This window comes from Vibrio sp. BS-M-Sm-2 (genome assembly GCF_041504345.1).
Taxonomy (GTDB): domain Bacteria; phylum Pseudomonadota; class Gammaproteobacteria; order Enterobacterales; family Vibrionaceae; genus Vibrio; species Vibrio satsumensis.
The window spans coordinates 100,155-123,934 of record NZ_CP167895.1 but is presented as its reverse complement, the minus strand read 5'-3'; the positions used below and the strand labels follow the sequence as shown (position 1 = coordinate 123,934).

21 protein-coding genes and 1 pseudogene are annotated in these 23,780 nt (G+C 42.2%); 5 read left to right on the top strand and 17 right to left on the bottom strand.

Annotated features, from left to right (window positions below; genetic code table 11):
* Nucleotides 1-126: 126 nt before the first annotated feature.
* Entirely contained in the window at nt 127-1,839 is a 1,713-nt protein-coding gene (locus AB8613_RS16675; RefSeq protein WP_372385275.1) for a pseudouridine synthase, read from the bottom strand.
* 314 nt (nt 1,840-2,153) lie between these two features.
* Here AB8613_RS16675 and AB8613_RS16670 point away from each other — a divergent pair, with 314 nt between their 5' ends.
* On the top strand, nt 2,154-2,606 hold the full coding sequence (locus AB8613_RS16670; RefSeq protein ID WP_076676350.1) for an NUDIX pyrophosphatase: 453 nt from the start codon (nt 2,154-2,156) through the stop codon (nt 2,604-2,606).
* A gap of 18 nt (nt 2,607-2,624) precedes the next feature.
* Here the strand turns inward: AB8613_RS16670 and AB8613_RS16665 are convergent, their stop codons facing one another.
* From AB8613_RS16665 to AB8613_RS16615, 11 genes are all read right to left on the bottom strand, one after another.
* Nucleotides 2,625-3,062 (bottom strand): bifunctional diaminohydroxyphosphoribosylaminopyrimidine deaminase/5-amino-6-(5-phosphoribosylamino)uracil reductase RibD, encoded by a 438-nt coding sequence (locus AB8613_RS16665; protein ID WP_017108272.1) that lies wholly within the window; start codon nt 3,060-3,062, stop codon nt 2,625-2,627.
* Nucleotides 3,063-3,300: 238 nt separating this feature from the next.
* Nucleotides 3,301-3,855, bottom strand: coding sequence for a nucleotidyltransferase family protein (locus AB8613_RS16660; protein ID WP_102353680.1), 555 nt, complete (start codon nt 3,853-3,855; stop codon nt 3,301-3,303).
* Nucleotides 3,855-4,142: a putative quinol monooxygenase gene (locus AB8613_RS16655; protein ID WP_102300333.1), complete on the bottom strand. Its 288-nt coding sequence runs from the start codon at nt 4,140-4,142 to the stop codon at nt 3,855-3,857. The genes AB8613_RS16660 and AB8613_RS16655 overlap by 1 nt, the downstream gene beginning before the upstream one ends.
* A gap of 986 nt (nt 4,143-5,128) precedes the next feature.
* The gene (locus AB8613_RS16650) at nt 5,129-5,986 is read right to left on the bottom strand and encodes a hypothetical protein (protein WP_372385274.1); all 858 of its coding nucleotides are present in this window, start codon (nt 5,984-5,986) and stop codon (nt 5,129-5,131) included.
* Complete coding sequence (locus tag AB8613_RS16645) at nt 5,986-6,840, bottom strand: ABC transporter ATP-binding protein (protein WP_372385273.1); 855 nt, start codon at nt 6,838-6,840, stop codon at nt 5,986-5,988. Before AB8613_RS16645 ends, AB8613_RS16650 begins: the two co-directional genes overlap by 1 nt.
* The gene (locus tag AB8613_RS16640) at nt 6,837-7,208 is read right to left on the bottom strand and encodes a GntR family transcriptional regulator (protein ID WP_017111621.1); all 372 of its coding nucleotides are present in this window, start codon (nt 7,206-7,208) and stop codon (nt 6,837-6,839) included. Before AB8613_RS16640 ends, AB8613_RS16645 begins: the two co-directional genes overlap by 4 nt.
* A gap of 313 nt (nt 7,209-7,521) precedes the next feature.
* Nucleotides 7,522-9,264 carry an EAL domain-containing protein gene (locus AB8613_RS16635; RefSeq protein ID WP_372385272.1) on the bottom strand — a complete coding sequence of 581 codons (1,743 nt, stop codon included), beginning with the start codon at nt 9,262-9,264 and terminating at the stop codon, nt 7,522-7,524.
* 920 nt (nt 9,265-10,184) lie between these two features.
* The gene (locus tag AB8613_RS16630) at nt 10,185-10,715 is read right to left on the bottom strand and encodes a hypothetical protein (protein WP_372144950.1); all 531 of its coding nucleotides are present in this window, start codon (nt 10,713-10,715) and stop codon (nt 10,185-10,187) included.
* 178 nt (nt 10,716-10,893) lie between these two features.
* Nucleotides 10,894-11,373: a type II secretion system protein gene (locus AB8613_RS16625; protein ID WP_102339002.1), complete on the bottom strand. Its 480-nt coding sequence runs from the start codon at nt 11,371-11,373 to the stop codon at nt 10,894-10,896.
* A gap of 263 nt (nt 11,374-11,636) precedes the next feature.
* On the bottom strand, nt 11,637-13,577 hold the full coding sequence (locus tag AB8613_RS16620) for a putative bifunctional diguanylate cyclase/phosphodiesterase (protein ID WP_372385271.1): 1,941 nt from the start codon (nt 13,575-13,577) through the stop codon (nt 11,637-11,639).
* 149 nt (nt 13,578-13,726) lie between these two features.
* Nucleotides 13,727-14,284, bottom strand: coding sequence for a hypothetical protein (locus tag AB8613_RS16615; protein WP_327784460.1), 558 nt, complete (start codon nt 14,282-14,284; stop codon nt 13,727-13,729).
* Between the two features lie 534 nt (nt 14,285-14,818).
* On the opposite strand from AB8613_RS16615, the gene AB8613_RS16610 reads away from it, so the two are divergent.
* Together AB8613_RS16610 and AB8613_RS16605 are read left to right on the top strand one after the other, a co-directional pair.
* Nucleotides 14,819-15,499, top strand: coding sequence for a response regulator transcription factor (locus tag AB8613_RS16610; protein WP_285953532.1), 681 nt, complete (start codon nt 14,819-14,821; stop codon nt 15,497-15,499).
* A pseudogene (locus tag AB8613_RS16605) lies at nt 15,492-16,842 on the top strand (sensor histidine kinase). Before AB8613_RS16610 ends, AB8613_RS16605 begins: the two are co-directional and overlap by 8 nt.
* Nucleotides 16,843-16,985: 143 nt before the next feature.
* On the opposite strand, the gene AB8613_RS16600 reads toward AB8613_RS16605, so the two are convergent.
* Nucleotides 16,986-17,522, bottom strand: a complete 537-nt coding sequence (locus tag AB8613_RS16600; protein ID WP_017083233.1) for a GNAT family N-acetyltransferase — start codon at nt 17,520-17,522, stop codon at nt 16,986-16,988.
* A gap of 224 nt (nt 17,523-17,746) precedes the next feature.
* Here AB8613_RS16600 and AB8613_RS16595 point away from each other — a divergent pair, with 224 nt between their 5' ends.
* Nucleotides 17,747-19,012 (top strand): HD-GYP domain-containing protein, encoded by a 1,266-nt coding sequence (locus AB8613_RS16595; RefSeq protein ID WP_372385270.1) that lies wholly within the window; start codon nt 17,747-17,749, stop codon nt 19,010-19,012.
* Nucleotides 19,013-19,207: 195 nt separating this feature from the next.
* On the opposite strand, the gene AB8613_RS16590 is transcribed toward AB8613_RS16595, so the two are convergent.
* The 4 genes from AB8613_RS16590 to AB8613_RS16575 form a co-directional block, all read right to left on the bottom strand.
* A complete protein-coding gene (locus tag AB8613_RS16590; protein ID WP_029405610.1) occupies nt 19,208-19,657 on the bottom strand; it encodes a PTS sugar transporter subunit IIA in 450 nt (149 codons plus the stop codon).
* Nucleotides 19,654-20,910 (bottom strand): PTS ascorbate transporter subunit IIC, encoded by a 1,257-nt coding sequence (locus AB8613_RS16585; RefSeq protein WP_146492736.1) that lies wholly within the window; start codon nt 20,908-20,910, stop codon nt 19,654-19,656. The genes AB8613_RS16590 and AB8613_RS16585 overlap by 4 nt, the downstream gene beginning before the upstream one ends.
* Nucleotides 20,911-20,920: 10 nt before the next feature.
* Nucleotides 20,921-21,190, bottom strand: coding sequence for a PTS sugar transporter subunit IIB (locus tag AB8613_RS16580; RefSeq protein WP_017064872.1), 270 nt, complete (start codon nt 21,188-21,190; stop codon nt 20,921-20,923).
* Nucleotides 21,191-21,474: 284 nt separating this feature from the next.
* Entirely contained in the window at nt 21,475-21,951 is a 477-nt protein-coding gene (locus tag AB8613_RS16575) for a hypothetical protein (protein ID WP_372385832.1), read from the bottom strand.
* A 614-nt stretch (nt 21,952-22,565) separates the two neighbouring features.
* Between AB8613_RS16575 and AB8613_RS16570 the strand changes: the two genes are divergently transcribed.
* Nucleotides 22,566-23,774 (top strand): NupC/NupG family nucleoside CNT transporter, encoded by a 1,209-nt coding sequence (locus AB8613_RS16570; RefSeq protein WP_146492737.1) that lies wholly within the window; start codon nt 22,566-22,568, stop codon nt 23,772-23,774.
* Nucleotides 23,775-23,780 lie beyond the last annotated feature (6 nt).

Below are 23,780 nucleotides of genomic sequence, written 5' to 3'. Positions count from 1 at the left end.
CGTCATAAGAAAGTGAACTTTGATGTAGTGCAATAAGCGTGGAGAATTATCCGAAAGGGGTAGGGGAAAGAGGGAGGCAGAGTCACAAATGGTTTGTGACTCTGGTTTATCCCCTAGGCTTAACGCTTAGAACTCAGCGTCGAACTGGAACTCCATCCACTCTTTGGTGACTGGGTGGTGTAGTGCTAGCCTTTCTGCGTGTAAGTGCAGTCGGTCGGCTTTGTTGCCGTATAAGCCGTCACCCAAGATAGGCATATCTAGCCCTTCTTGGTGTGAACAGTGAACTCGTAATTGGTGTGTGCGGCCTGTTTTAGGGTGCAGATAAACCTTAGTGGTGTCTTGGTTTCGCTCAATCACTTCCCATTTCGTTTCAGCTGGCTTGCCGTGTTCGAAGCAGACAATCTGACGAGGACGATCGTATAAATCTCCACGCAGTGGTAAGCGAACATAGCCTTCATCTTGCTCTAAAACGCCTTCTATCATTGCCACGTAACGCTTCTCAACTTCACGAGTAATGAACTGCTTCTGTAGGCTTTTGTTCGCACGTCGTGTAAGAGCAAATATTAGAATGCCAGAGGTCGCCATATCCAAGCGGTGGATAACAAATGGCCCTTCAACATCGGGATGCATTTCTTGAACACGAGTGTAGGCCGAATCTTTGATGGTTTTACCCGGTACGGAGAGAAAACCTGCTGGCTTGTGTACCACAACGATGTGATCGTCTTGGAACAGGATATCGAGGTCTTTACCTTCTGCTGGGTTCTCTAGCAATGGGTTGGGATCGACTTCAAGGCCTTTCATCATGTGACCTAAAATCGGTACACACTTACTTTGGCAAGAGGCGTAGTATTTCTTGTGTTTACGGATTTCCGATTTCGGTGAACGACCCCACCAAAATTCAGCCAGTGCCAATGGTGTGTAACCGTTTAAATACGCGTATTGCAGAAGCTTGGGTGCGGCACACTCGCCAGAACCTGCTGGTGGTATCTTGTTTGGCGTGTCTTCAAAGATCTGGTTGAGATCCTCAATGTTACCTTCCGCATTTTGGAAAGCGTATTGTGAAAAAAGCTTGTGCTGAAGCTGATGAGAAAGGTGTGCTCTTTGCTCTTTGAGTTCAGCTAATTGAACAGTGAACACATCAACTTTGATTTGTAACTCATTTAGAATTTGTTCCCAGTTGAGCTTAAGATATTTTTGCTGATTCTTGTCGGCAACACTGGCCTTGTTTAACTCGTTATTTAGCTGTTCGAAGGCTTGCTCATCAAGGTTTTCTTTACCTTGTTCGCGTTGTTCTTTACGTGTTTTTCGGCCTTCTATAATTAATAAACGCTGAGCTTCAATCTCCTGTTCAGCTTGCGCTTTCTGCTGCGCTAACTGTTCGCACAGTTCAAGGTATTCAGCGTTTGCTTGCAGCGCTTTAAATTCCGCATTCACAGCCATCATGTCGGCTGTGTCTTGATGGAAAAAGCTGTCGCTGCTCAACATGTCGAATACGGGTGGCACAAAGTGAGGCAGTAGGTTTTGGTCGGCGATTTTGCCTGAGAAAGCAGAGAAGTAACCCAATTCACCTTCAGGGCTTTTCACCAGTAACACACCAAACATTTTGCCGCGACCAGCGTCAGAATCCAGTCCGAAGTCATGCTGCCAGTCGGTTTGAGTTTCTAGATATTGTTGAAGCTGATGAGAGGCGATTTCACACAGTGGGTGCGGTTCGTAATAGAACGGGAAGGTGAAACGCTCAGGCAACGAATATGACTCGATCGGCTGTTGAAAACGAGTGAAGCAATGCTCAGGAGTATGGCTGTTTTCTGAGTCGTGCGTTGATTTTGATGAGTGCATAGTCGTATTAATACTTATATCGTGGTGATAAATGGTTGTGAGTCTACTGTGTGAGAGTCTAAAAACTGATGCGCTAAAAACAAAAGTGAAGAAACACAGTACAAGGCGGCGATTCTACTCTTTATCGAAATACGCCTCAAATAAGAATCGCTCAATGACTGGGTACAAAGGTTGTTATTAGATATACAAACCTCAAGAGTTACGCTTGATGTTTATAAATTGATGAGTGGCCTCTCGTTTTTAATCAAAGAAGACAACTTCATAAACGAAGGGTGGTAGCCTTGCCGCCCTCTTGTTCAATCTAAGGTAACGTTATGATTCCACTCAATACTTCGATTGTATCCGGTGTCGCTATTTCAGAGATCGACGGACAAATGAAAATGTTATTAATGAAGCGTGTGAAAGGCGAATTTTGGTGCCATGTCGCAGGCTCGATTGAAGCAGGTGAAACAGGCTGGCAGGCTATCGTGCGCGAGTTTGAAGAAGAGACCCAAATTAAAGTGAAAGCTTTGTATAACGCGCAGTTTCTGGAGCAGTTTTACGAGGCTCACGTTAATGTGATTCAGCTAATCCCAGTGTTTGCGGTGCTATGCCCACCCAACCAAGCGATTGAACTGAACGAGGAACATACAGAGTACCGCTGGTGCGATTTAGAGGAAGCGAAAGCACTTGCGCCGTTCCCCAACCAACATGCCGTCTACGATCATATTTGGTCGTATTTTGTCGATAAGCCAGTCAATCCGCTTTATCGAGTCAAATTGAGCTAGCGTTGGCTTGTTTAAGAGCTAAGACTTACCAAGATACGGGGTTAGAAAAGCGCTCACTTGTTCTTGGCATAGCCCTACATCCACTTTCACGCCGTGCGATTCAAGTATCGCCACACCACGACCATTATTGCGCGGGTCTGGGTCTAGCATCGCCACTACTACGTGTTTTACACCTGCTTTAACCAATGTATTGGCACAAGCGGGTGTTCTGCCAACAAATGAACATGGCTCTAAAGTTACGTAAGCGGTAACGCCCTCCATTTCTCCGTCCGTTTCGCTGTCATAGCCATTCAGTGCTTCAACCTCGGCGTGGTTTCCACCGACTTTTTGCGTATATCCAACAGACACCACTTTATCGTTCCTAACCAAAACACAACCCACTGGCGGGTTTGGTTGGCAATCGGGTAGGGCTTGGCGCGAAGCTTCAAGAGCTTGCAGCATGTATTGTTGGTTCATGGTCGTTACTCAGTATGACGAGAGAGCGCAGCAGTGAGTGACCGAGCGCGGTTGATGACTTGGTTAGTTACTAACTTACTAAGCTAATAAATTAATAAGCTAAGCAAGTGGGGGCATGTTCGATCTGATTGGGCTTTTAGTCAATGGTTTTCATTTTGAATCCGGCCGATCGTTGACTGTAGCCGCTCATTAACTCACTGTGGCTAATCGCTAATCGCTAATCGCTAATCGTTAATCGTTAATTGTTTCCAATCGTTAACTTGGGCCAATGAGTTAACCAGTTTTTAGACTGAACTCGTTGGTCAAACACGTCTTTGTTGCGATTAGGGGTCGGTGTGATCTTTAAATCAAACAAACTCTCTAAACCAAAAGCGGAAATACACTCGATTTCTCCTGTCGGGCTTTGCTTTACGGCGACGGCGGTTTCTTTCTCTGGCCAGTAACGCATCGCATCCAATGAACCTTGGTAAGGCCCATCCCCATTTCTGGTGTGCATGCTGGCTTGATTGCGAACTTGCCAGTTGAGTTCAGGTAACCACTCTTGAAGCTGAGCCTCGTATCGAATAGCCGATTCGTAAGAGGTATCGTTGGGATCAAAGTAGATCACATCAATATCATTGAGTGGAGTCGGGGAGGCATAACCATGTAGGTAGTCCCAAACGAAATTTCGCACAAAGCCCGCGGCGATATAGCATTGTGGTAAACCCAGCTGAGAGACGTAGTCTAAAACCTTCATTCGCAGGGGATCTTGTTTGATCAATGTGATAATACGGTTGGCTAGCGGGTCAATCATTATGGTGTCGGAACATCGGTGACTTGATAGTGACGTGTTGCATTCTTCGAAATGTCACCCCACTCAGAAATTTTGACTCGCTGTTGGTGCGCTTCAAACGCCTCACGGCTAGTGAATTCCTCATAAACTTCAAAACGATTAGGTTGAAGTGAGCTTTGACTGACTCGAAACACGATACAACCAGGTTCTGAGAGTGTGAGTTCCTTATGAATAACCAGCGCTTGTGTGACGGCTTCTAGGTCGTTGTTTGGCACAAGGATATGCCCTTGTAGAATGACTTTACTCATGATCACGTCCATTTGATTTTATCTATTACTGTCTTTTTCTATTAAAAGCTCTTCCGTTACAAACATAATCCCATTTTGAGTTTGTGTCGTATAGGCCTGTGTGAATAAAAAATAGTCAATACAAAAAGCACACCAGTTACGCTGTAACTTTAATTGGGAGGAAGACAAGTATTACGCGAGAAAGGCCAGTTAATGGCAGGAGTAGGAAAGGCAAATTATTGGGAACTAAATCCGTGTTAGTCCGGTCTATTAAATACGTATCACTGAACTGTATTGATACTGAAATGAATTTGTCATCTGAGATAACTAATCTAAATTTCGAACAACGGCTTAAGAGATTGAATTGAGCCATAGTTGATAACTAGGTCATACTTTGATGTAAATGGTACTCAAAACTCTATATATTTTGTGATTTGTATCATTGATCTGGCCGTCAAACACCGTTAGATTCGAATAGTTGGCAATAAAAATAGCTCATGAAGAGCAGTTAAAGAAAAGGAAATATCCCTTATGAAAAAAATGAGAAGAGCACAGCTTCATCGCGTTCGCATCCAATACTGGAAAGACACAGCGAAAGAAGCTTCAAAGAAATAAGCTTTAAATCGTAAAGCTTTAAAAAAGCTGAACAGCTTAATCAAATGTAAAACGCAACAAACCGATTTCAATAGCGCTCTCAAGGACCTTCATCTGGTCAGCGACTAAAGAAATCATCCCCCAAAGAGCTGGCAGGCATTAACAATAATGCAATTCAATGTCAGCTCATTAATACCTCCTAGATTATCCTTACCTCACTCAGTACTCAGCTCCCTGAAGCAAAACCAACCACCAATCCGTATCTTTGCCTCTATCACGAAAACCGTTGTTAGAATTCAAAGCACCTAACAATAAAACAGCAGCCAATAAAAAAGCTCCCGATTTCTCAGAAGCTTTGATTTAGATTTTGATATCTAATTTGGTTACCCGTTGAGGGCTCAGAATAAGTGACTCTATCGTTGGAACAGCGTCTTCAAGCTCACATCGTCCGTTCTATTTAGCTTTAGGCTCAACAGATAGCCGCCAACACCAATCAGTACATAAATACCCAAAGACAGAACTGGCGCTTCTGCAATCACGCTGAATGGATTGCTTGCTGTGAGTAGATTCATCGGCAGTGAAGCGATGAGAGAGAAGAAGTCATTGATGCCATAAAATCCAAACACGGCGACAGACAGAAACTTAATCGCATAGCTTGAGATAAAAATGACAAGCAATGGAGAGTTCACCAGTTGTGAAATCGCCAGAGTAACCGTTGCTAATGGCAGCAGAACTAATGCAATTAACATCATTCGTCCAAAGAACACCAACCAATTGCTCAGCACATAAAACAGTGATTGCTGCTCTACTATCAATGCCAATTGTTGTTCGCTTGAAACGTTCAGTACCCAAAACAGGACGTCAGCGAATAGAACTAATAGCGCGCAGATAGCCGGAATAACCACGAGACCGAAGCCTAGCTTCACGGCGTGAGTCATGGCATTGGATACTGGCATACTTCTCCAAAACATCGAACTGCCTTCTTGGCGCTCTTTACGCAGTGTTTTAGGGATGTAAAGCGTCGAAAGTATGAGAGAAATAAGGCCTGCACCAAAGTAGATCACTGAGTTGAGGTCTTGTGCGAACTCTCTGTGGATGTCGCTCACGTCACCATTCACTTCCATTTGGAAGAAAAACTCATGCTGCGCTGCGCCATTGAAAAACAAACTAACGAACAGCAAGAAACCACATAACGCGATAAATAGAGGCAATCGAGTGTTAATTTTGTGCTCGATCAGTTCTTTTTCTAGCATATAAAAAGTTGGGTGCATTATGCCTTCTCCGTCTGTGTTGCAAGGAATAGGTCTGCGAGACCAACGTTGTAGATGTTACCCAATGATTCAACTTGCGCTTTGTATTGGCCTTCCAATAACCACTTAGTGGTTCCTAGCCCAGGCTGTGAGGTCAGTGGATTGAGTTTCTGGATTTCACTTGAGTGGTTGTTTGCGACATCGATAATGAAATAGTCGTTCTCGATGTCTTCCATGCTCTTTTGCAGCACACAATGGCCTTGTTTCAAAATTAATACGTCTGTTAATAGGTGTTCAATCTCTGAAACCTCGTGGCTAGCGATGATCATCGCGCGTTCGCCGTCATGGAACCACTCTAGGAGGTGGCGATAGAAAGTATCGCGGTAGAGCAGATCTAGACCTAGCGTTGGCTCATCTAAGATCAACACTTGAGTGTCGGTCGCGATAATGATTGCAAGGTGAAGCTGTACCTTCATCCCTTTAGAAAGCTGTTTGATCGTTGAAGATAGCTTAATGTTGGTGCTACTTAACGTCTGTTCTGCTTTTTGCTTGTTGAAGCTTGGGTGAACGCCTTGTGTGTATCGAAGCAGTTGCTTTACTGTCATCCACTCAGGCAATACGTTCACATCTGAAATGTACGACAGGTGCAACATGAGTTCTGCATGCTGGTGGATAGGGTGGTAGCCGTTAACTTCTATCTCACCTTGATAGTTGTGCCCACCAAGCAGTGATTTGATCAGGGTCGATTTACCTGCGCCATTGTGACCTAGCAGCCCAAGCACTTGGCCCGGCTTTAACTTAAAGCTGATGTTCTCGACACCCACTTGATTTGAATAGGTTTTGGTTACGTTTTTCACTGAAAGTAAAGTACTCATGACTTGTCCTTTATATGTTGTTCTAGCTGTTTCACGAGTTCTTCGACACTCATATCAATGATGCCTAGCGTCTCAGCGATGGCTGGGATCTGTGTGTTGATGAATGATTGATGTGCGGACTCTTTCAATTTTTGAAGTGCCCCTTCTGCGACATACATACCTTGGCCGCGTTTTTTCTCGACTAGGTCTTCATCAACCAGTAACTGATAGCTTTTCATGACAGTAAGGTGGTTGATTTTAAGATCGGCGGCAACAGCACGCACTGAGGGCAATGCTTGTTGTTCTAACCAAACACCTTGAAGAATTTGGTCACTGATCTTTGCAGCTAGCTGCCTAAAGATCGGTTGGTCGTCTTTCCATTCGGTCATAATTAAAACTGCATGGTGATATACATGTGTATAACACTAACCTTTTTATCCAGATTGGCAAGGTTTTTATTGGAAATAATTATTATCGACGGACCAGACGTGCTTGAAGGTAGAGGTGTGATATATAGATAAGATGCTGAATTTGAAGTGATTTAACTTCGATTGTTCACTTGATGATTACTTCGATAAGCTGTTGCCTGTTTGATTTTAGGGTAGGCAATATTTCCCCTGTGAGCTCTGACATGATTGTCTTTTTGAGCCTAATGTCATTCGGGATAAATGAGCTCACAGGTAGTTAATGTCTAGAAAGTGATCAAGTCGTGGTGCTTTGAGGCCTGCTGTACAAGTAGCCTTGTTGCAGGTTGTAGCCGAGTTGACACAAGATGTATTGTTGTCGGCGAGTTTCGACACCTTCGTAAATCATAGTGATGTTAGATAAGCGTCCAATTTCGGATATGTTGAGCAACACTCCTTGATGATGTTCTCCTGATTCAATGTCTTTGACAAAACAGCGATCTAACTTCAGGTACGTCGGAGAAATAACGCTAATAATCTCGATATTATTGTTCCCGGTACCGAAGTCATCCAGCGCGATAGTAATCCCCAACTTTTTAATTTCTTTGATGTTATCAATCACCTCACACCCATACCCGATGTTCGAGTATTCGGTGATCTCGACAACAAATTCGTTCGCTTCCATTGCCGCTAAATGGTACTGAATTTTAGCAAAGTTAGTACCCACTAACGCACTCGGGCATACGTTGACGCCATAGATCTCATGGCTATTGTTTGATTTGGCGTTTTTAACCGTCTCAATCAGCAAAATAGTATGGAAGGTCAATAGGTTAGTGCGTCTCATGGTATTGATGAAATCTAACACACCGACATTGCGCACTCTGGACAACAGTTCATAGTACAAGACGCTGCTGTCTTCCGTGTTGATGATAGGCTCTTCTTCAAAGGAGATATTCTTCCAGCGAAACAGATAAACGACAAAGCCCAACAGGTAAGAACGATAAAATATTAGAGTTAACAGTAAAGTTAGCCCGATCCAGAATGCGATTATATTGTGACTATAAAAAGTGATAGTCGCACCGCTTGGCAGTGAGTGTTGGTAAATCGGCTGGCTTTGCTCTCCGAGATTCAGAATGTAATAGCCATTTTTTTGTATCGAGACTGAATCTATGAACAGCGGTAATAATGAGTTTCTATAGCGAGCTTCTATTGAGTTCTTGGAAATTCGAGCGGTAAGGTAAACGCCGTTTTCAGGCAACTTAAAACGTGAGTAAGCAAAATCTAGGCTGTCGTAGAACTCATCAACTTGGTTTGGCTCTATGAACTTGGAGCGGCTCTTAGATATGTAACATGAGCCATCTGGTGTTGTCATGATGACGGAGTCAAAGTTTAGAGAGTGCCTTAGCGCGTAGACAGCGACGTCGCTGTAACAACCATCGCTCATCACTTCTTCTGCGACCTGCTTAGTGTTGAGGCTGTATTCATCGGCAATCTTCGTTGTATAAAAGATTTGGAAAAAGTAGATAACGAATAAGATAAACGAAGAAACAGTCAGCATGAGTATGAAAGAGCGTATCAGTTCTTTGTGGTAAGAGCGGTACATCAGCTTTAGCACATCGATATGGCTGGGCTTGAATTGGTTGATGTTGTGCTTAGGTTTGATGCGATCTGCCGGACTTTTATCTAAATCAATAAAGTAGCCGACCTTATATAAGTTGGTGATCAGTTCGTTATTATTATCAATCTTTGCTTTTTTACATAAACTTCGATACTTCTTTCTTATCGAAGCGATAATGTTTTTTAATGCGTACAAACTAAACTCTTCATCAAAGTGTAATTTAAACGATTCTTCAACGTCTCGTGCTGATTGAGGGTTCGATATTGAAGAGTGCTCAACAAGATATTTAAATACAAAACTCTCTTTACTATTTAGACTTTCCTCTGATATTTTATTACTGTTTCTTTTGATGTATATTTTTTCTTCATTATAAATAAGTTGCAAGCTCTCATTATTGTTATTTATATTGAAAGAACAGTGCATAGCTCAACTCCTAAGCGATAGTTATTATATTCGTGTAATTGATATGTGGTGGTTGAGATTGTCATTCAACCCAAGAGTCCTTTCAAAATAACATAACTAAAATGTCACCATTTCCTCTCAAGATATTGATACTAATCGCAGAATCTGGGCTGTAATGAAAGGTTATCGAGATGTTCACCCAAAACTTGAATTTATAAATGAAAGGCGATTTTTTACAAGAGAGAAGGGGGATTTATCCATTTGTTTTGGTATTTATCCAATTATAAGCTTCTATACTAGCGGTTTTAATCGTAAATTTAGCAGTTGCTAATGTAGATGGTCGTAGTATTTGTGGTGGCTATTGATGAGGCAGATTTATCAGAATTTTTCAGGATTAAATTTAATTACAAGAACTTAGATGATATTAATGTCATTTAATATAGATACTACTTTTTATTATTGAATATGAATTTAAATTAATTAAATCATCAATAGTGGGATTTTAAGAAGGTTTGTAGGTTGGTTTTGTAAATTAATCTGTTCGGATAAGAATCTAATCGATTTATTTTTACTGGAAGGATTAAATTTAAAGCGATACGTTGTTTTAATTGTGATTTCTATTCCATAGTTAACCTGTTTTTGGTTAGTGTTTGAACTCTATTTTGTTGATGAATATTGTGATTTGATATGAGTTAGGCTGGTTCAATACTTAGATCTCTAATTAAACGTAGATATATTAACGACTTGACTCAATTAGTGTCACTTTTTAGTCAGTTATAATTAGAAGTGAAATTGGCTTTTGATTATTTAACAAACACCATCATAACCCCCTAGGGGAAAAAACGTAGATTTCCGTATAAAGTTAAAAATAAAGCTCCTAATTAGGTGATTAATAGGAGCTCTCGATTGCTTTCTATTGGTGAGAGGTAGAAAGCTAAAGGCTAGAAATTGAAGCTTGCGGTAACGCGTACTACGTCTTCTTCAAATGGTGTTGTGCCACCTGAACCATCAGGCACCATTGCAGAATCATTGATCTTACCGTAATCTACCGTTAAGCCTATCATGCGCCAGTTAACCGTTGTGCCTATTGAGCCATAGACATTGTCGATATTGATGTCGTTAGATGCTGAGTCGTCAAATCTCACATCTGCATTCAGATAGTTAATACCGATCTTAGGGATAATATCGAACTCAGCGATTTCAAATTTGTAGCCAATGTTGGAGTATAAGCCCCATGCATCTTGTGAGTTTGGCTCATCTAAATCTACCGCTTCCGTTCCTAATGAGAAACCGCCACCGACAACGATGTTGTTCGACAATTCTTTACTATAGCCGAAGCTTGCCAGTTCTTGATTTCCGATGAAGGTCACGCCAGCTTCGATAGAGTTGTCACGGCTATTTGCGAATGCAGACAATGACATACATACCGTTGAAATTACGATGGCTGGTAAAACGAAGGTGTTCTTTTTCATGATTCTCTTTCTCATTTGGTTAAGATGGAAAAAGTTTACAAAAGAACGAGACTCAAATATGAGTCGCGACAGAGTCAAGAATGAGCTAAACAAGAACTGACATAAAGCGAACAGTACTCACTCAAAGATGGCGATTAAGGCTAAGTTTTATGGCTAGGCGGAAAGCTGTGAATGGTGATTAACATGCGCCATCAAGCACGACGATTTGTGGTTCTTTTTCTGGTTGATACAGCACCTGACAAAAGTCCCCTACAGGTGAATAGGTGTAACTTTCCGTATCAAAAGAGATAACGGCGACCCTTTCTGCATTGCTGCCATCCTCGACTTCTTTGTTGTTTACGTATAGCTCCGTTGGGTCAATGCTAAGCAAGCGCCTTAACGAATCGACATAAGCGATTGGATAACCATGGCACACGTAGTAGGTTTCGATTTCAGTTTTTTCCACGTAGTTACATTCACCCTCAACGCCCGCGATTGCTGATTTAGCGTAGATCATGTCTATACCCGTACGAAGGTTACCTGCCACGTCGTGTATTTTACTTGCTCGTGCGTTTCCTTGAATATCTAAGAACTTCACCATCGCGGTAGCAGAAACCAGCCCTAGAATAACTAAACAAGTGATCAGTTCCAAAATAGTAAAGCCGCGTTGTGTTCTCATATTGGTAGCTTTAGAGCCTTATGCAAGTGTTGGCGTAGGGTAAACGAAATACTGATATCATTACAGTTAGTAGGTATAAGTGCGTACTACTATATTAACGGGTGATGTTATTTAAGTTCATAATAAACAATAGGTTATCTTGTTTCCTTTCTTGGTTGGTGCAATGTAAGCTTGCGTAAGCGTTAACAAAGACAGCGCTATGTTGTTCACTAAGCAACCAAAGATCTAACGTATTGATAAATAAATCTTTAGTTGTCTATCTATCAAGCGGATAAAAATCGACTTTCTACTTCATTTGATGGGATGGGCTTGCTAAATAGAAACCCCTGCAAATACTGGTATCCGCAATCGATTAAGAATGCTTTTTGCACTTCTGTTTCGACACCCTCAGCTACCACTTTAAGCCCCAATTTGTCGCAAATAGCATGGGTAGCTTGAACAATTGCTTTGCTCCCTTTATGCGAACCATGGACAAAGCTTTTATCGAGTTTGACTGTGCTAATTGGCAGATCATGCAACATCGAGAGCGACGAGTAGCCTGTACCAAAGTCATCAAGGTGAAGCTCTACCCCCAACTTGGAGATATCGTTTAACGCTTGTCTGACTTCACCGTGCTTGAAGATCATTGAGGACTCGGTAATTTCAAGGGCAACACTTTGAGACTGGATATTGTAGAACTCAAGCATTGCCGATAATTGCTCGGCAAAGGACGCGTGCATCTGAATGCTTGAGATATTGATGCTCATCATTAATTCGCTATCAAACTCTCGTTGCCAAATCGATAACTGTTTAAGTGCCGAGTTAAGAACCCATTTCCCGAGCGGTACAATCTGACCTGTTTCTTCCGCCAAGGTAATAAACTCATCAGGCCCGATGTTACCCAGCTCTTTGTCCGACCATCGAAGTAGCGCTTCGAAGCCCTTCACCTTATCACTGTTGGTGTTCATGATCGGTTGGTAATGAAGATTGAGATCATCGTTTTCTAGTGCGCGTGTGAGTCGATGGCGGATTTCTACCTTACGGTGAAGAGTTTGTGCCAAGCAAGGAGTAAAAGTTTGGAAACGATTTCGACCATTGGCTTTAGCAATATGCATCGCCATACCTGCTTGCTTAAGCAGTGATTCTTGATCGACGGCATTATCAGGGAAATGTGCGGTACCGATGCTACAACCAACAGACAAGGTACCAATGCCTTTGATATGAAAACTCCGGTTCAAGGCATCAATAATACGAGTGCAAAGCAGAGGGATGTTTTTATTTCGACAGGTATGAGCAATAACAATGAATTCGTCGCCCCCAAATCGACCGATCATGCACGTTTCATCAACCAACTGTTTAAGACGCTCGCCAACTTGTTTGAGTAGTTGATCACCGACACTGTGTCCATAAGTGTCATTGACCAATTTGAAGCCGTCAAGATCAACAAACATCAACTCAAAGGGCGAGCGATAGGCAATGCTGGTTTCTAGAAGATTAGTTATTCCACGACGATTATAAAGCTCAGTTAAACAGTCGTGCTCTGCGTTGTATCTGGCTTTGAGTAGCTTCTCTTTCTGTTTGGTTGTACAGGTGAGGTTTAACAGCAGCTCGCTTTTATCAAATAGCCACTTTCCTTGAACGTCAAAGTGATGGGTTTTGTTATCTATTTGACAGCTGACTTCTTCTAGAATTTCACGACCTTTACGTGCGGCAAACAACCACTGTGCAGCGGTCTCTTCGCTAGAAACAAAGTCGGATAGCGTGCCAAACGGTGAACCATAGTTTTGATAAAATGCGGAGTTAGCACTCACTACGTTTCCAGTCCTATCAAACAAAAGGGAAAGGTTTACGCCATCTGAGCAAGTTAGGTCGTGCTTTAAGCTGCCTTCTTCAGCAATGACTTGCACCAACATTCCTGTCCGACCATCGGGCAATGGGATTCCAGAAAATAGACACAATGCACGCTTAGAGATGTAGTTTGGGGTGAAGTTCCACCAAATCTTGATGCTTTCGTTACGTAGAAATTGCCTTTGGTATTCTTCCAAGGTCGCTTCTATTGCCTTTGACATCTCTATACTAAAGTCGCGCGACGTCAGCTCAAACATAGATTCTGACTCCCAAAGAGGGAGGGCGCTGCTATTTGCCCAAGTTATTCTCTTATTATCAATGTCATATATCCAAATAGGACACTTGAGATGCTCGAAGGGTTGATAACTGGTCATCATATTGAACTCGGTGAACTGATGTTTGGTCGAACCGCGCCCACCGAACTTACTATGTTCAGCCAGTCGCTGGTCAAATTGAATTCTGGCCTTTAACAGTCTTTAAGAAGCTGTTTCAAACAAGAACAAAATGGTATAGAAGAAACAGCGTGTTAAAGATTCAGTGAGCGGATGATTTTGGTCACTTTGCCTTCAGCGTTGCTTTCAATGACATAGCCTTTGTTATCATCAAAAATCTCACCATCGATGAAGTGCCAACCATTTGGCTTATTGATGATCTCTTTAGGAAAGTTCTCATCGAACATTGAATGATTTGGGTAGACCGTTTCAATAGCTTCAAACAATAACTGAGCTTCATCTTGGTTGGTGACTACGAAGTCTTCTTTAAGGCACATCGTCAACTCCGGAAGGGGTTGAGTGGTGAAGGGTTCTGTCATCGAGCCTAAAACACCGTTGTGCGAGTAAAAACGGTATGAACCAGAACTGCTCTCGCTCCCGTCAGGCGACTTGATATAAGGGGTTGCACTGTAGAACTCACAGTTGAAGACCATCTTTTGAATGATGCTAGTTTGTGGCGTGACCTGAATGTCTATCCAAGAGTTAACTTGTGCTTGAATCTGTTTCACCATTTCTTGTTTATTGGTGTCAGCCAAGAGCGATGTTGAAAATAAAGCTGTGGTGGTGAGTAACAGTGAAAGCGTTTTATTCATCTTAAAGTGAACCCTGTGAGAAAGTGATAATGACCAAATACTGAAGCGATGTATCAATTGGCTGAATGTTACTTTAAGAAGATATTACTTAATAGGACATGCCTCACACTGAGAAATGGAAAGCACTGGTGCTAGGTTGAAATAATCGATTTCTTTTGATTGTAAGTCTTCTGTTTTGGTTTTTTAACCTGACAAATCGTTGTTTTGTGGTTTTATTGACTATCATGTCGTTAGTGTATGGATGGTTGATTTGATAGGGTTTTGTAAATGCCTCAAATGTAAGTGCAAGTAAGAAAATAAAGCGAATGTAAGTGGTGGATAGGCGATTAATACAGCCCTAGCAGATCGTTCTGAATGGTGAAACCTTCATAAATTGAGGCGTATTGGTTGCTGAACCCTGTGTTTGTAAACGTGTATGTACAAAAGTGATTACTATGTTTTGCGTACGGTAAAATTGGGGCTCTAACCACAATGTTGATGATATATGAACAGTATATATACTGCCCTCGCTTTTAATAAATACTGGTGATAGAAATGTCAAAAACCAAAGTGCTCATTGTTGAAGATGACCAAGAGATAGCTCGTTTAACGACGCTTTACCTCGAAGCTGAAGGCTACAATGTTAGCGTTGTTCATGAAGGGAATTTGGCACTTGAAGCGATCCGAAGTATTGAACCTGATTTAGTTCTGCTGGACTTGATGCTTCCAGGTATGAGCGGCGCGCAAATCTGTCGTCAAGCTCGTGAGTTTTACAATGGAATGATCTTAGTGTTGACCGCCTCTGCCGATGAAATGAGCGAGGTTAGCTTGTTCAAGTTTGGAGCGGATGATTACGTTGCAAAACCAATTCGTGGTCATGCCTTGTTGGCACGAATTGAAGCGTTATTACGTCGAGCTGTTCCTGCTCCGGAAGTAACAGTTGAAAAACAGTGCGATATCGTGATCAACAATGCAGCCCAAAGTGCCACTCTGTATGGACAAAACCTCAAGCTCACCTCGGCCGAATTTGAAATCTTAAATCTTCTTGTTAATAACATTTCTCAGGTTGTCACTCGAGACCAGTGCTGTCAGTTATTTAGAGGCATTGATTATGCCTTTAACGACCGCTCGATTGATATGCGAGTATCTGGTTTGCGCCGAAAGCTACGTATTCACGCCAAAGACAAACAGTTGATCCGCACGGTTCGCAACAAGGGGTACATGCTGGTTGCGTAAGTTCATTACTGCGAAACTTCGCTCGGTTTCGATGTTTGCTCGTTTATACCTTGGGATTGTGACTGGGATGTCGGCAACGATATTTTTATTTGTGAACCTTGGTGAGGGGTACATGCGAAGGACCGAGATCGAAACCTTCCTTAATGATGGGATCTACTTTGCTGAACAGTATGTTCGCCAACACAACCAAGAAGACTCGCTATATAAAACACTCGATAGAACAGGCTACCAACAATTTTATATCTTCGATTTACGCCTGTTGAAAGATTGGTCGGGAGAGACTCCCTGCCAACGATGTGAGTTATATACGACCTTAAACGGTGTGCCAATATATTTAAGTGAAAATAACCTCTATTCGGCTGTATTTCAACTACCCAACTCTAAATTTAGCTTTGCATTCAGTGAGGTAGGAGATTTCTTCTCGCCTGATATTGAATGGTATGAGGATTCTGAAAGGCATTTCCTATTAGGGCTACTGCTGGCTGTTATCGTGGCAATTGGTGCAAGTGTTTATTTACCGGTGAGACGCTTTCAGGAAAGAATCGAGTTACTCGTTGAGAAGCAGAAGCAGTTTGGTCGAGGTAAGTTGAGTACCCGTTCTAGTATGGATGAGATACATCCAGTGTCTGATCTTGCTTGCAGCTTTAACGTCATGGCTGAAGAGATCGAAAGTAAAGTTAAGCAAAGTCATATCTTCGCCCAAGCCATCCCACATGAAGTTCGTACGCCGTTGAGCCGTATACAGCTAGCAACGGATCTATTGAGGAGAGGGGCACCAAGTCATCATCAAGCATTGTTTGACGACATTGATGGTTATATTGAAGACATCAACGAGCTGACCTCAGAAATTATCATGCTGTCAGAAGTTGAACGTGATGGATAACTCTTTCTTTGAGTTGGTGAAAGTGAGAGCGGATCTTGCTGAGTATTGCTTGGATAGGATTCGTTACTCGGAATTAGATAACATCATCTTTGAATCTAAGATAACGCGAGACTTCAATATTAAATGCGATTGCATGATGGCTCGTTTGGTATTCGATAACATTCTCAAGAACGCGGGTAACTACACACAAGATAAAATCTGGATGACTCTCGATGAAAACTCGGAAAGTTGGCTAGTGGTTATTGAAGACAACGGTTCTGGGATTCCAGAAGATAGACGCGATGAAGTCTTTCTGCCATTTTCTCGCCTAGATTCAAGCAGAACGTCGAGTACGGGAGGCTCGGGGTTAGGGCTTGCGATTGCCATTTCGGCGGCTAAGAAGCTTGCTTGGGATATCAAGATCGATGACAGCAATCACGGCGGCGCTAAATTTAGTATCGTGATTCCTAAGGTCGTATAACTGGGTGCTTTAAGATCTATTTAGGCTCGTAAAATAACAAAGCCACGGTCGAATGCCGTGGCTTTGTTATTTTTAATCTACAGGTGTTTATCGTGAACTTGCTAGCGACTCTCTGGAATTTTCAAATAGCTATCGCTTATCGTTTATCTTTTTGAACGATGCAAGCCATAAATAGCGTGGTCGATGATGCGACCATTCAAGTTCTCGTTACAAGTGATGATGCCTTCCAATGTAAAATGTAAGCGCTCACAAACTTTACGACTACTCATGTTCTCAGTAGCGGCTGATATTTCAATCTTTTCCATATCTAACTCATTGAAAGCAATATCAATCAGTTTTTGAACCACACGAGTGACGATGCCTTTGCCTTGTTGAGTCTGTGACAACCAATAACCAATCGTTACCTTCTTGGTATTGTGGTCGATGGTATTGAAGCTGCAGTTACCGACGATCTTTCCTTGATACACGATGGCACATGTCATGCTTTTCCCTTCAGCATAATCGTGTAATGAGCGTTGGATGAAAATCCTAAAATCTTGCTCTGTTTTGCAGTGCGGTGGCCATGCTAACCACTGGCTAAGATACTCATTTTGGCTTTGTGAATAGTCAGCGTAATGGGTCGCGAAGCTTTCTTCGACCAATGCAATGGAGAGTTCTTCGTCTATAACAGTTTCGAACATACGTGTTTTTGTCCTCGGTTGGTTTGAAAATGTACGATTAACAGCAGGATATAATGTCGCATAATAAACAATATGCAACAACTTGTAGCACGAATATTACGTGATACGTTAGTTCTATCACGAAACTCATTAAACCTTACAATAGTTGTGTATATAATCATTAACTATGCATTAGTATTGGCAACCTAAATATATAAAAACTATAAAAATGCTAGGCTTAAATAATGAATCAACATTGCCAGAATGTAACCGTAGACCTTAGAAAGGCTCTATTTGGTATTGCGAAGGCGCTTGATAACGTCGGTTTTGAAAGCAAGAATCATGGACAGAGGGTGGGTTACATCGCGTATCGATGTGCTCTGAGTGTCGGGTGGGAAGAAGAGCAGGCGCAACTTGCGTTCTCATTGGGGTTAATTCACGACTGTGGTGTCTCTCAAATTGATGAGCAACGTAGTTTGGTTTCAGGGTTCATTCCTGACTCGAGTTACCACCATTGTCAAAAGGGCTACCAAATTCTAAAAGAGTGTCCGGTTCTTTCTATATTCGCTAAGCCAGTGCTTTATCATCACACCCCTTGGGTTGAGTTAAAGGCTATTCATATTAGCGAGTTAGAAAAAGAGTTAGCAGCCATCGTGATGCTTGCCGATAGGGTCGACTACTTGTATGGCATCACTTCTTCAGATCGTTATGGAAACCTCACACCCGGTGGCAAAGCCAGCATTATTGAACTCTTAACAGAACAAGCGGATGAAATGTTCGAATCCAACCTTGTGCAACACATGTGCGAATTGGTCGATTTGGATGATTTCTGGTTCTCGATGGAGATCCCTTACATTGAAAATATGAGGGATAACTTTGAACCTGTGCCTTTCTTCTCTCAGCAAATGTCGTTGGATGAGACGGTCGCCTTCGCTGAATTTATTGCCAATGTTGTTGATACCAAGAGTTCGTTTACCTTTAAACACTCTTTGAAGGTAGGGCAGCTCTCTGAATACCTCGCCAAGCAGATGGGTTATTCATACACCACTCAGCGTAAACTTTATTTAGCGGGTTTGGTTCATGATATCGGTAAACTGCAAACCCCTAACGACATTCTGCATAAGCCGGATTTACTTACTGAAGAAGAATATTGCTGCATTAAACGCCACGCTACGGACACGCGATTCGCTCTGCAGGAGCTATTCAGTTCTCCTCAGGTTTGCCAGTGGGCATCTAATCATCATGAAAGGTTAGATGGCTCAGGCTACCCGATGGGTAAAACGGCGGAAGAGCTGGATCAACCGAGTCGAATTGTTGCTGTGGTGGATGTGTTCCAAGCGTTGACTCAGTCTCGCCCTTATCGTGCGGGCATGACGTTAGAACAGACGATGGCTATTTTGAGAGACCATGTTGAAAACTATAAGTTAGATCGAGAAGTGTTTGAATGTCTTGAAAAACACGCACAGTACTGCTTTGAATTATCGACCGATAAAAGAATGTACGCGTTTTAACACTAGTGAGTGCTTAGTGGTGTGATTTACTTGTAAATCACGTATTTGTAAGCCATGAATTTTTGTAAATCATAGGCTGGCAAGCCCTAAGCACCTGAAACAGAAAAGCGATAGCCGAGGCTATCGCTTTTTTAATGGGGGCTTTCAGGAGATAAACATTAGCAGGAGCTAAAGGCTAAGACCTGAAAATTGAAGCTAGTATCGCTTTAAGATCTCGATGATCGCTTGCTCAGTTTCCGCTGCGATAATGGCATCAATGTCATCATCATTTTGGAATAACTCTGATAGCGCCATAATCGTATGGATATGGCTATCTGAGTCCATTGCCGCCAGAGTAATTGAAAGGTAAACGTCACCGTTGTCTTCCGACTCTAAATCAACACCCTTCTTGAATACCGTTACTTGCAATGATGCTTCGTTCACACCATCTTCAGGACGAGCATGAGGCATTGCAATCTTTGGAGCTAGAACATAGTACGCGCCGATGTCCTTGTGCTTTTGCTTGATAGCTTCAACATAGCTTGCTTCAATTTTGTTGTTCGCTAGCAGAGTTGAGCAGGTCACATCAATTGCGGCATCAACTGTTAGGTTTTCTTCAGAGTTGATGATAACGCCTTGGTTACCAATTAAATCGAATAGGCTCATGAAACAATCCACCCTAGGATAAGACCAACCACACCGAAGTCGAAGTCCGCAAATGTTGTTGCTTCAAGACCTAGGCCGCCTAGTACTGGAAGCAGTAGCATTGGTAGGAAAGAGATACATAGACCTTGTGTGAATGAACCTAGAATTGCACCGCGAAGACCGCCTGTCGCGTTACCGTAAACGCCTGCTGCACCACCTACGAAGAAGTGAGGAACAACGCCCGCTACAATAATTGTCCAACCAAGGGCACCTTGTACAGCCATCGCTAGTAGACCAGCAGCGAAAGAACAAAGGAAACCGATAAGTACCGCGTTTGGCGCTACAGGGAATACCATTGGGCAGTCTAGAGCAGGTTTCGCGCCCGGTACTAGCTTGTCAGAGATACCTTTAAATGCAGGAACGATTTCAGCAATTAGCATCTTCACACCTTGCAGTACGATGTAAACACCACCGGCAAAGATAAGAGATTGCATGAAAGTAAATACAACCCAGTTTTGACCACTTGATACTGTTTCTACAAACTCACCGCCTGCGATAATAGATGCAAGCATGAAGAAGATAGCCATCGTTGTTGCTACGGCTACTGGTGTATCACGTAGGAACATCAAGCTTTTTGGAACTTGGATGTCTTCAGTTGTTTTCGATGTGTCACCGAACTTGCTACCAATGAAGCCAGATACGATGTAAGAAAGGGTAGAGAAGTGACCGATAGCCAGCTGATCAGTACCCATCACCTTTTCTGTGTACTTTTGACCTAGAGCTGGCATCACAACCATCAATGTACCCACAATGATCGAGCCGATTGCGACGAGTGCCGTGCCTTCAATGTTTGCTGTAGATAGAATTACTGCCACTAGCATAGACATGAACATTGTGTGGTGGCCCGTTAAGAATATATATTTTAAAGGAGTAATACGAGCCAATAAAATATTCACAACGAACGCGAAGAACATAATTAGAGCCATTTCATAACCGAATGCTTCTTGTGCTAATGCAACAATTGCTTCGTTATTTGGAATAACACCACTTACGCCGAATGCTTCAGTAAATACAACTGAGAAATTATTTAGTGCGCCAACAAGAGCACCTGCACCGAAACCTAAAATTAGGAAACCCATTACGGTTTTAATTGTGCCTTTCAGAATGGTAGAAATATCAGCTTTCTGTGCAACAAGGCCAATAAAAGCTATTAAACCTACCATGATTGCCGGCTCTTTTAATAAGCCGAGCATGAACTCGAAAAAGTTTTGCATAATTTTGACCTTACATGAAAGTTTTTAGTTGTTCTTCAATTGATGCTTTGTCAAAAATATTTTTCAGGCTGATGATGTTCTCTTTACCAGCATCTTTTAGTTGGTTGGCAACATCTGTTGCTGCAACCCAAATATCCGCATTGCTTGATGCTGCAGATGATAGATCTTCGTGATCAACTTCTGCTTCAAAACCAATTTTCTTAGCGACTTCTTTCACTGCCATTTCCATCATTAGAGAAGTACCAAGGCCGTTACCGCAAACTACAAGAATCTTTTTCATAATATTTGTCTCAATTGGATTTTTGGGGTTGAGAAACTTCGTTCTCTTATTGTGTGAGAGCATAGTAATGGAAATATTCAGATTTCAATAAGATCTCCATCACAAAGATAAAATGAGATTGTGATGGAGATCTCGTTAATTTGTAGTAAAGATCCAGAGTGAGACTTTGATCAAATTTAACTTTTTACTCGAATATGCAACGTATTTTATTGAGAAAGGCAGGCTTAATTAGTTTTTATATCAGACTATAAATCTATAGAGGCTTTATTGTAGAAAATAGAGAATTAATCGTATCGACCGTAGTCAGTAAGCATTTTCTTAAGCATGCTATTAACGTCTTTGGTTTTTTTATTTCTTTTCGTCAACTGGCTAAGCGAGGTTGGTTTTGGGGAGGCAATATTTTCACTGTCGACTTCTTCAGTTTTATCTTTCATTTTCTGTACTGCAGGCAATAACATTCTAATTTCTTCATTATTTGCATTGGTCAGTACAACAATATTTTCAGATTCAACTTGAGTAATGGTTAATATTCCGTGTTTAACAGATTCAACCTTTTCTCCAATCATAATTGATTCAGGTGCGACAGAGCGATCGGTTAGTTGGCCTGTACGTAATTTCGCCGCACTGATAGCACGGATATTTCCGGTGTTTTCAAACGCGACAATAACAGTATAGGTATTATAATATTCAACTACTGTCACATAGCCGTGTCTATTTGTTTTGAATCTAGCTCCATTGCTCATATCGTGCGGAGCTTCCATTTTCTTCACGTGTTTCCTCTCTTAGTCTCGATGGCTGTTATATCTAATCAGCTCTATTGGTATTTTATAGATAATTATTTGATGAGATCATACAAAGTATATACGCATCTAAACTTAAGATGAATCTTGAAGTCTCGGGAAATGAGGCAGAGCACAGAAAAGTAGTAAGAATCACACAGAATTAACCGAGTGATTACGCTCACACACTTAAAGACTCAACATTACAAATTCAACTCCCTACAAATTGTCTACAGTTTTGAAGCTCGAAAACGACGACAAACAATACATTTTGTTTAATCCTTGACCGCGCGATCGTTTGCGTTAAAAAAATGTGATGAAAGTCTCACTTAACTGTTTATACTTCTCTTCCGGTTTTAAGCCGGTGCTTAGCCAATACAAGCCGTCACATGGATATGTGAATGACCCCACGGACCGGACCAGCTACGTTCCACTGCTTGTATAAGGTGATTTTTTACATGAACAACTCGTTGTTACAGTCGCTAACTCTGTTAGCTCCTTCATCGCGTAGCGTTTTGCTTGCGGTTCTTTGTCCTGTTCCTTTGATGTCATTTGCTTGGCTCATGTTCACTCTATAAGGATTACTAGGACACATTATGAATATTCTATTTGGTTTTGTCGGTGTTATTGCACTGATTGCTTGCGCGTACCTGCTATCTGAAAGTCGTTCTTCGATTAACTGGAAAACGGTCTCTCGTGCTCTACTACTTCAAATTGGCTTTGCTGCTCTAGTGTTGTATTTCCCATGGGGACAGTTGGCGTTAACAAGCCTGAGTAACGGCGTTTCTAGCCTGCTTGGTTTTGCAGATGCTGGTATTGCTTTCCTTTTCGGTGACCTTGCTACTGAAGGCTTCATTTTCGCGGTTCGCGTACTTCCAATCATTATCTTCTTCAGTGCTTTGATCTCTGCGCTTTATTACTTAGGTATCATGCAGAAAGTGATTCAAATCCTGGGCGGAGCGGTGCAAAAACTGCTGGGTACAAGTAAAGCTGAATCTCTGGTTGCGACAGGTAATATCTTCCTTTCTCAGGGTGAGTCTCCTCTTCTTATTCGTCCTTTTTTAAAGTCTATGACTCGTTCTGAACTGTTTGCTGTCATGGCAGGTGGTATGGCGTCGGTAGCCGGTAGTGTACTTGGTGGTTATGCTGGTTTAGGTGTTGAACTTAAATACCTTATTGCCGCAAGCTTCATGGCAGCTCCGGGCAGCTTGTTAATGGCGAAGATCATTGTTCCTGAACGCAGCACACCGAGTGACTACGACCACATTGAACTAGATAAAGCAGACCAAAGCAACGTGATTGATGCATTGGCAAGCGGCGCGATGAACGGTATGAAAGTCGCAGTGGCTGTTGGTACTATGTTGATTGCATTCGTGAGTGTGATTGCGATGGTCAACACAGGCCTAGAAAGCCTAGGTGAGACGTTCGGTTTTGCGGGTATTACGCTGCAAGCTATCTTTGGTTACCTGTTCTCACCACTAGCGTGGCTGATTGGTATCCCGAGTGATGAAGTATTGATGGCGGGTTCTTACATCGGTCAGAAGATCGTAATGAACGAGTTTGTTGCTTTCATCGATTTCGTTGAGAACAAAGCACTGCTATCTGAACACAGCCAAGTGATTGTGACATTTGCTCTATGTGGTTTTGCTAACATCGGCTCTATCGCGATTCAACTGGGTTCTATCGGTGTGATGGCGCCAGAGCGTCGTGCTGAAGTTGCTAACCTAGGTTTGAAAGCAGTAGCAGCTGGTACGCTAGCAAACCTAATGAGCGCATGTTTAGCGGGTATCTTCATCCTGCTTTAAGCTAGA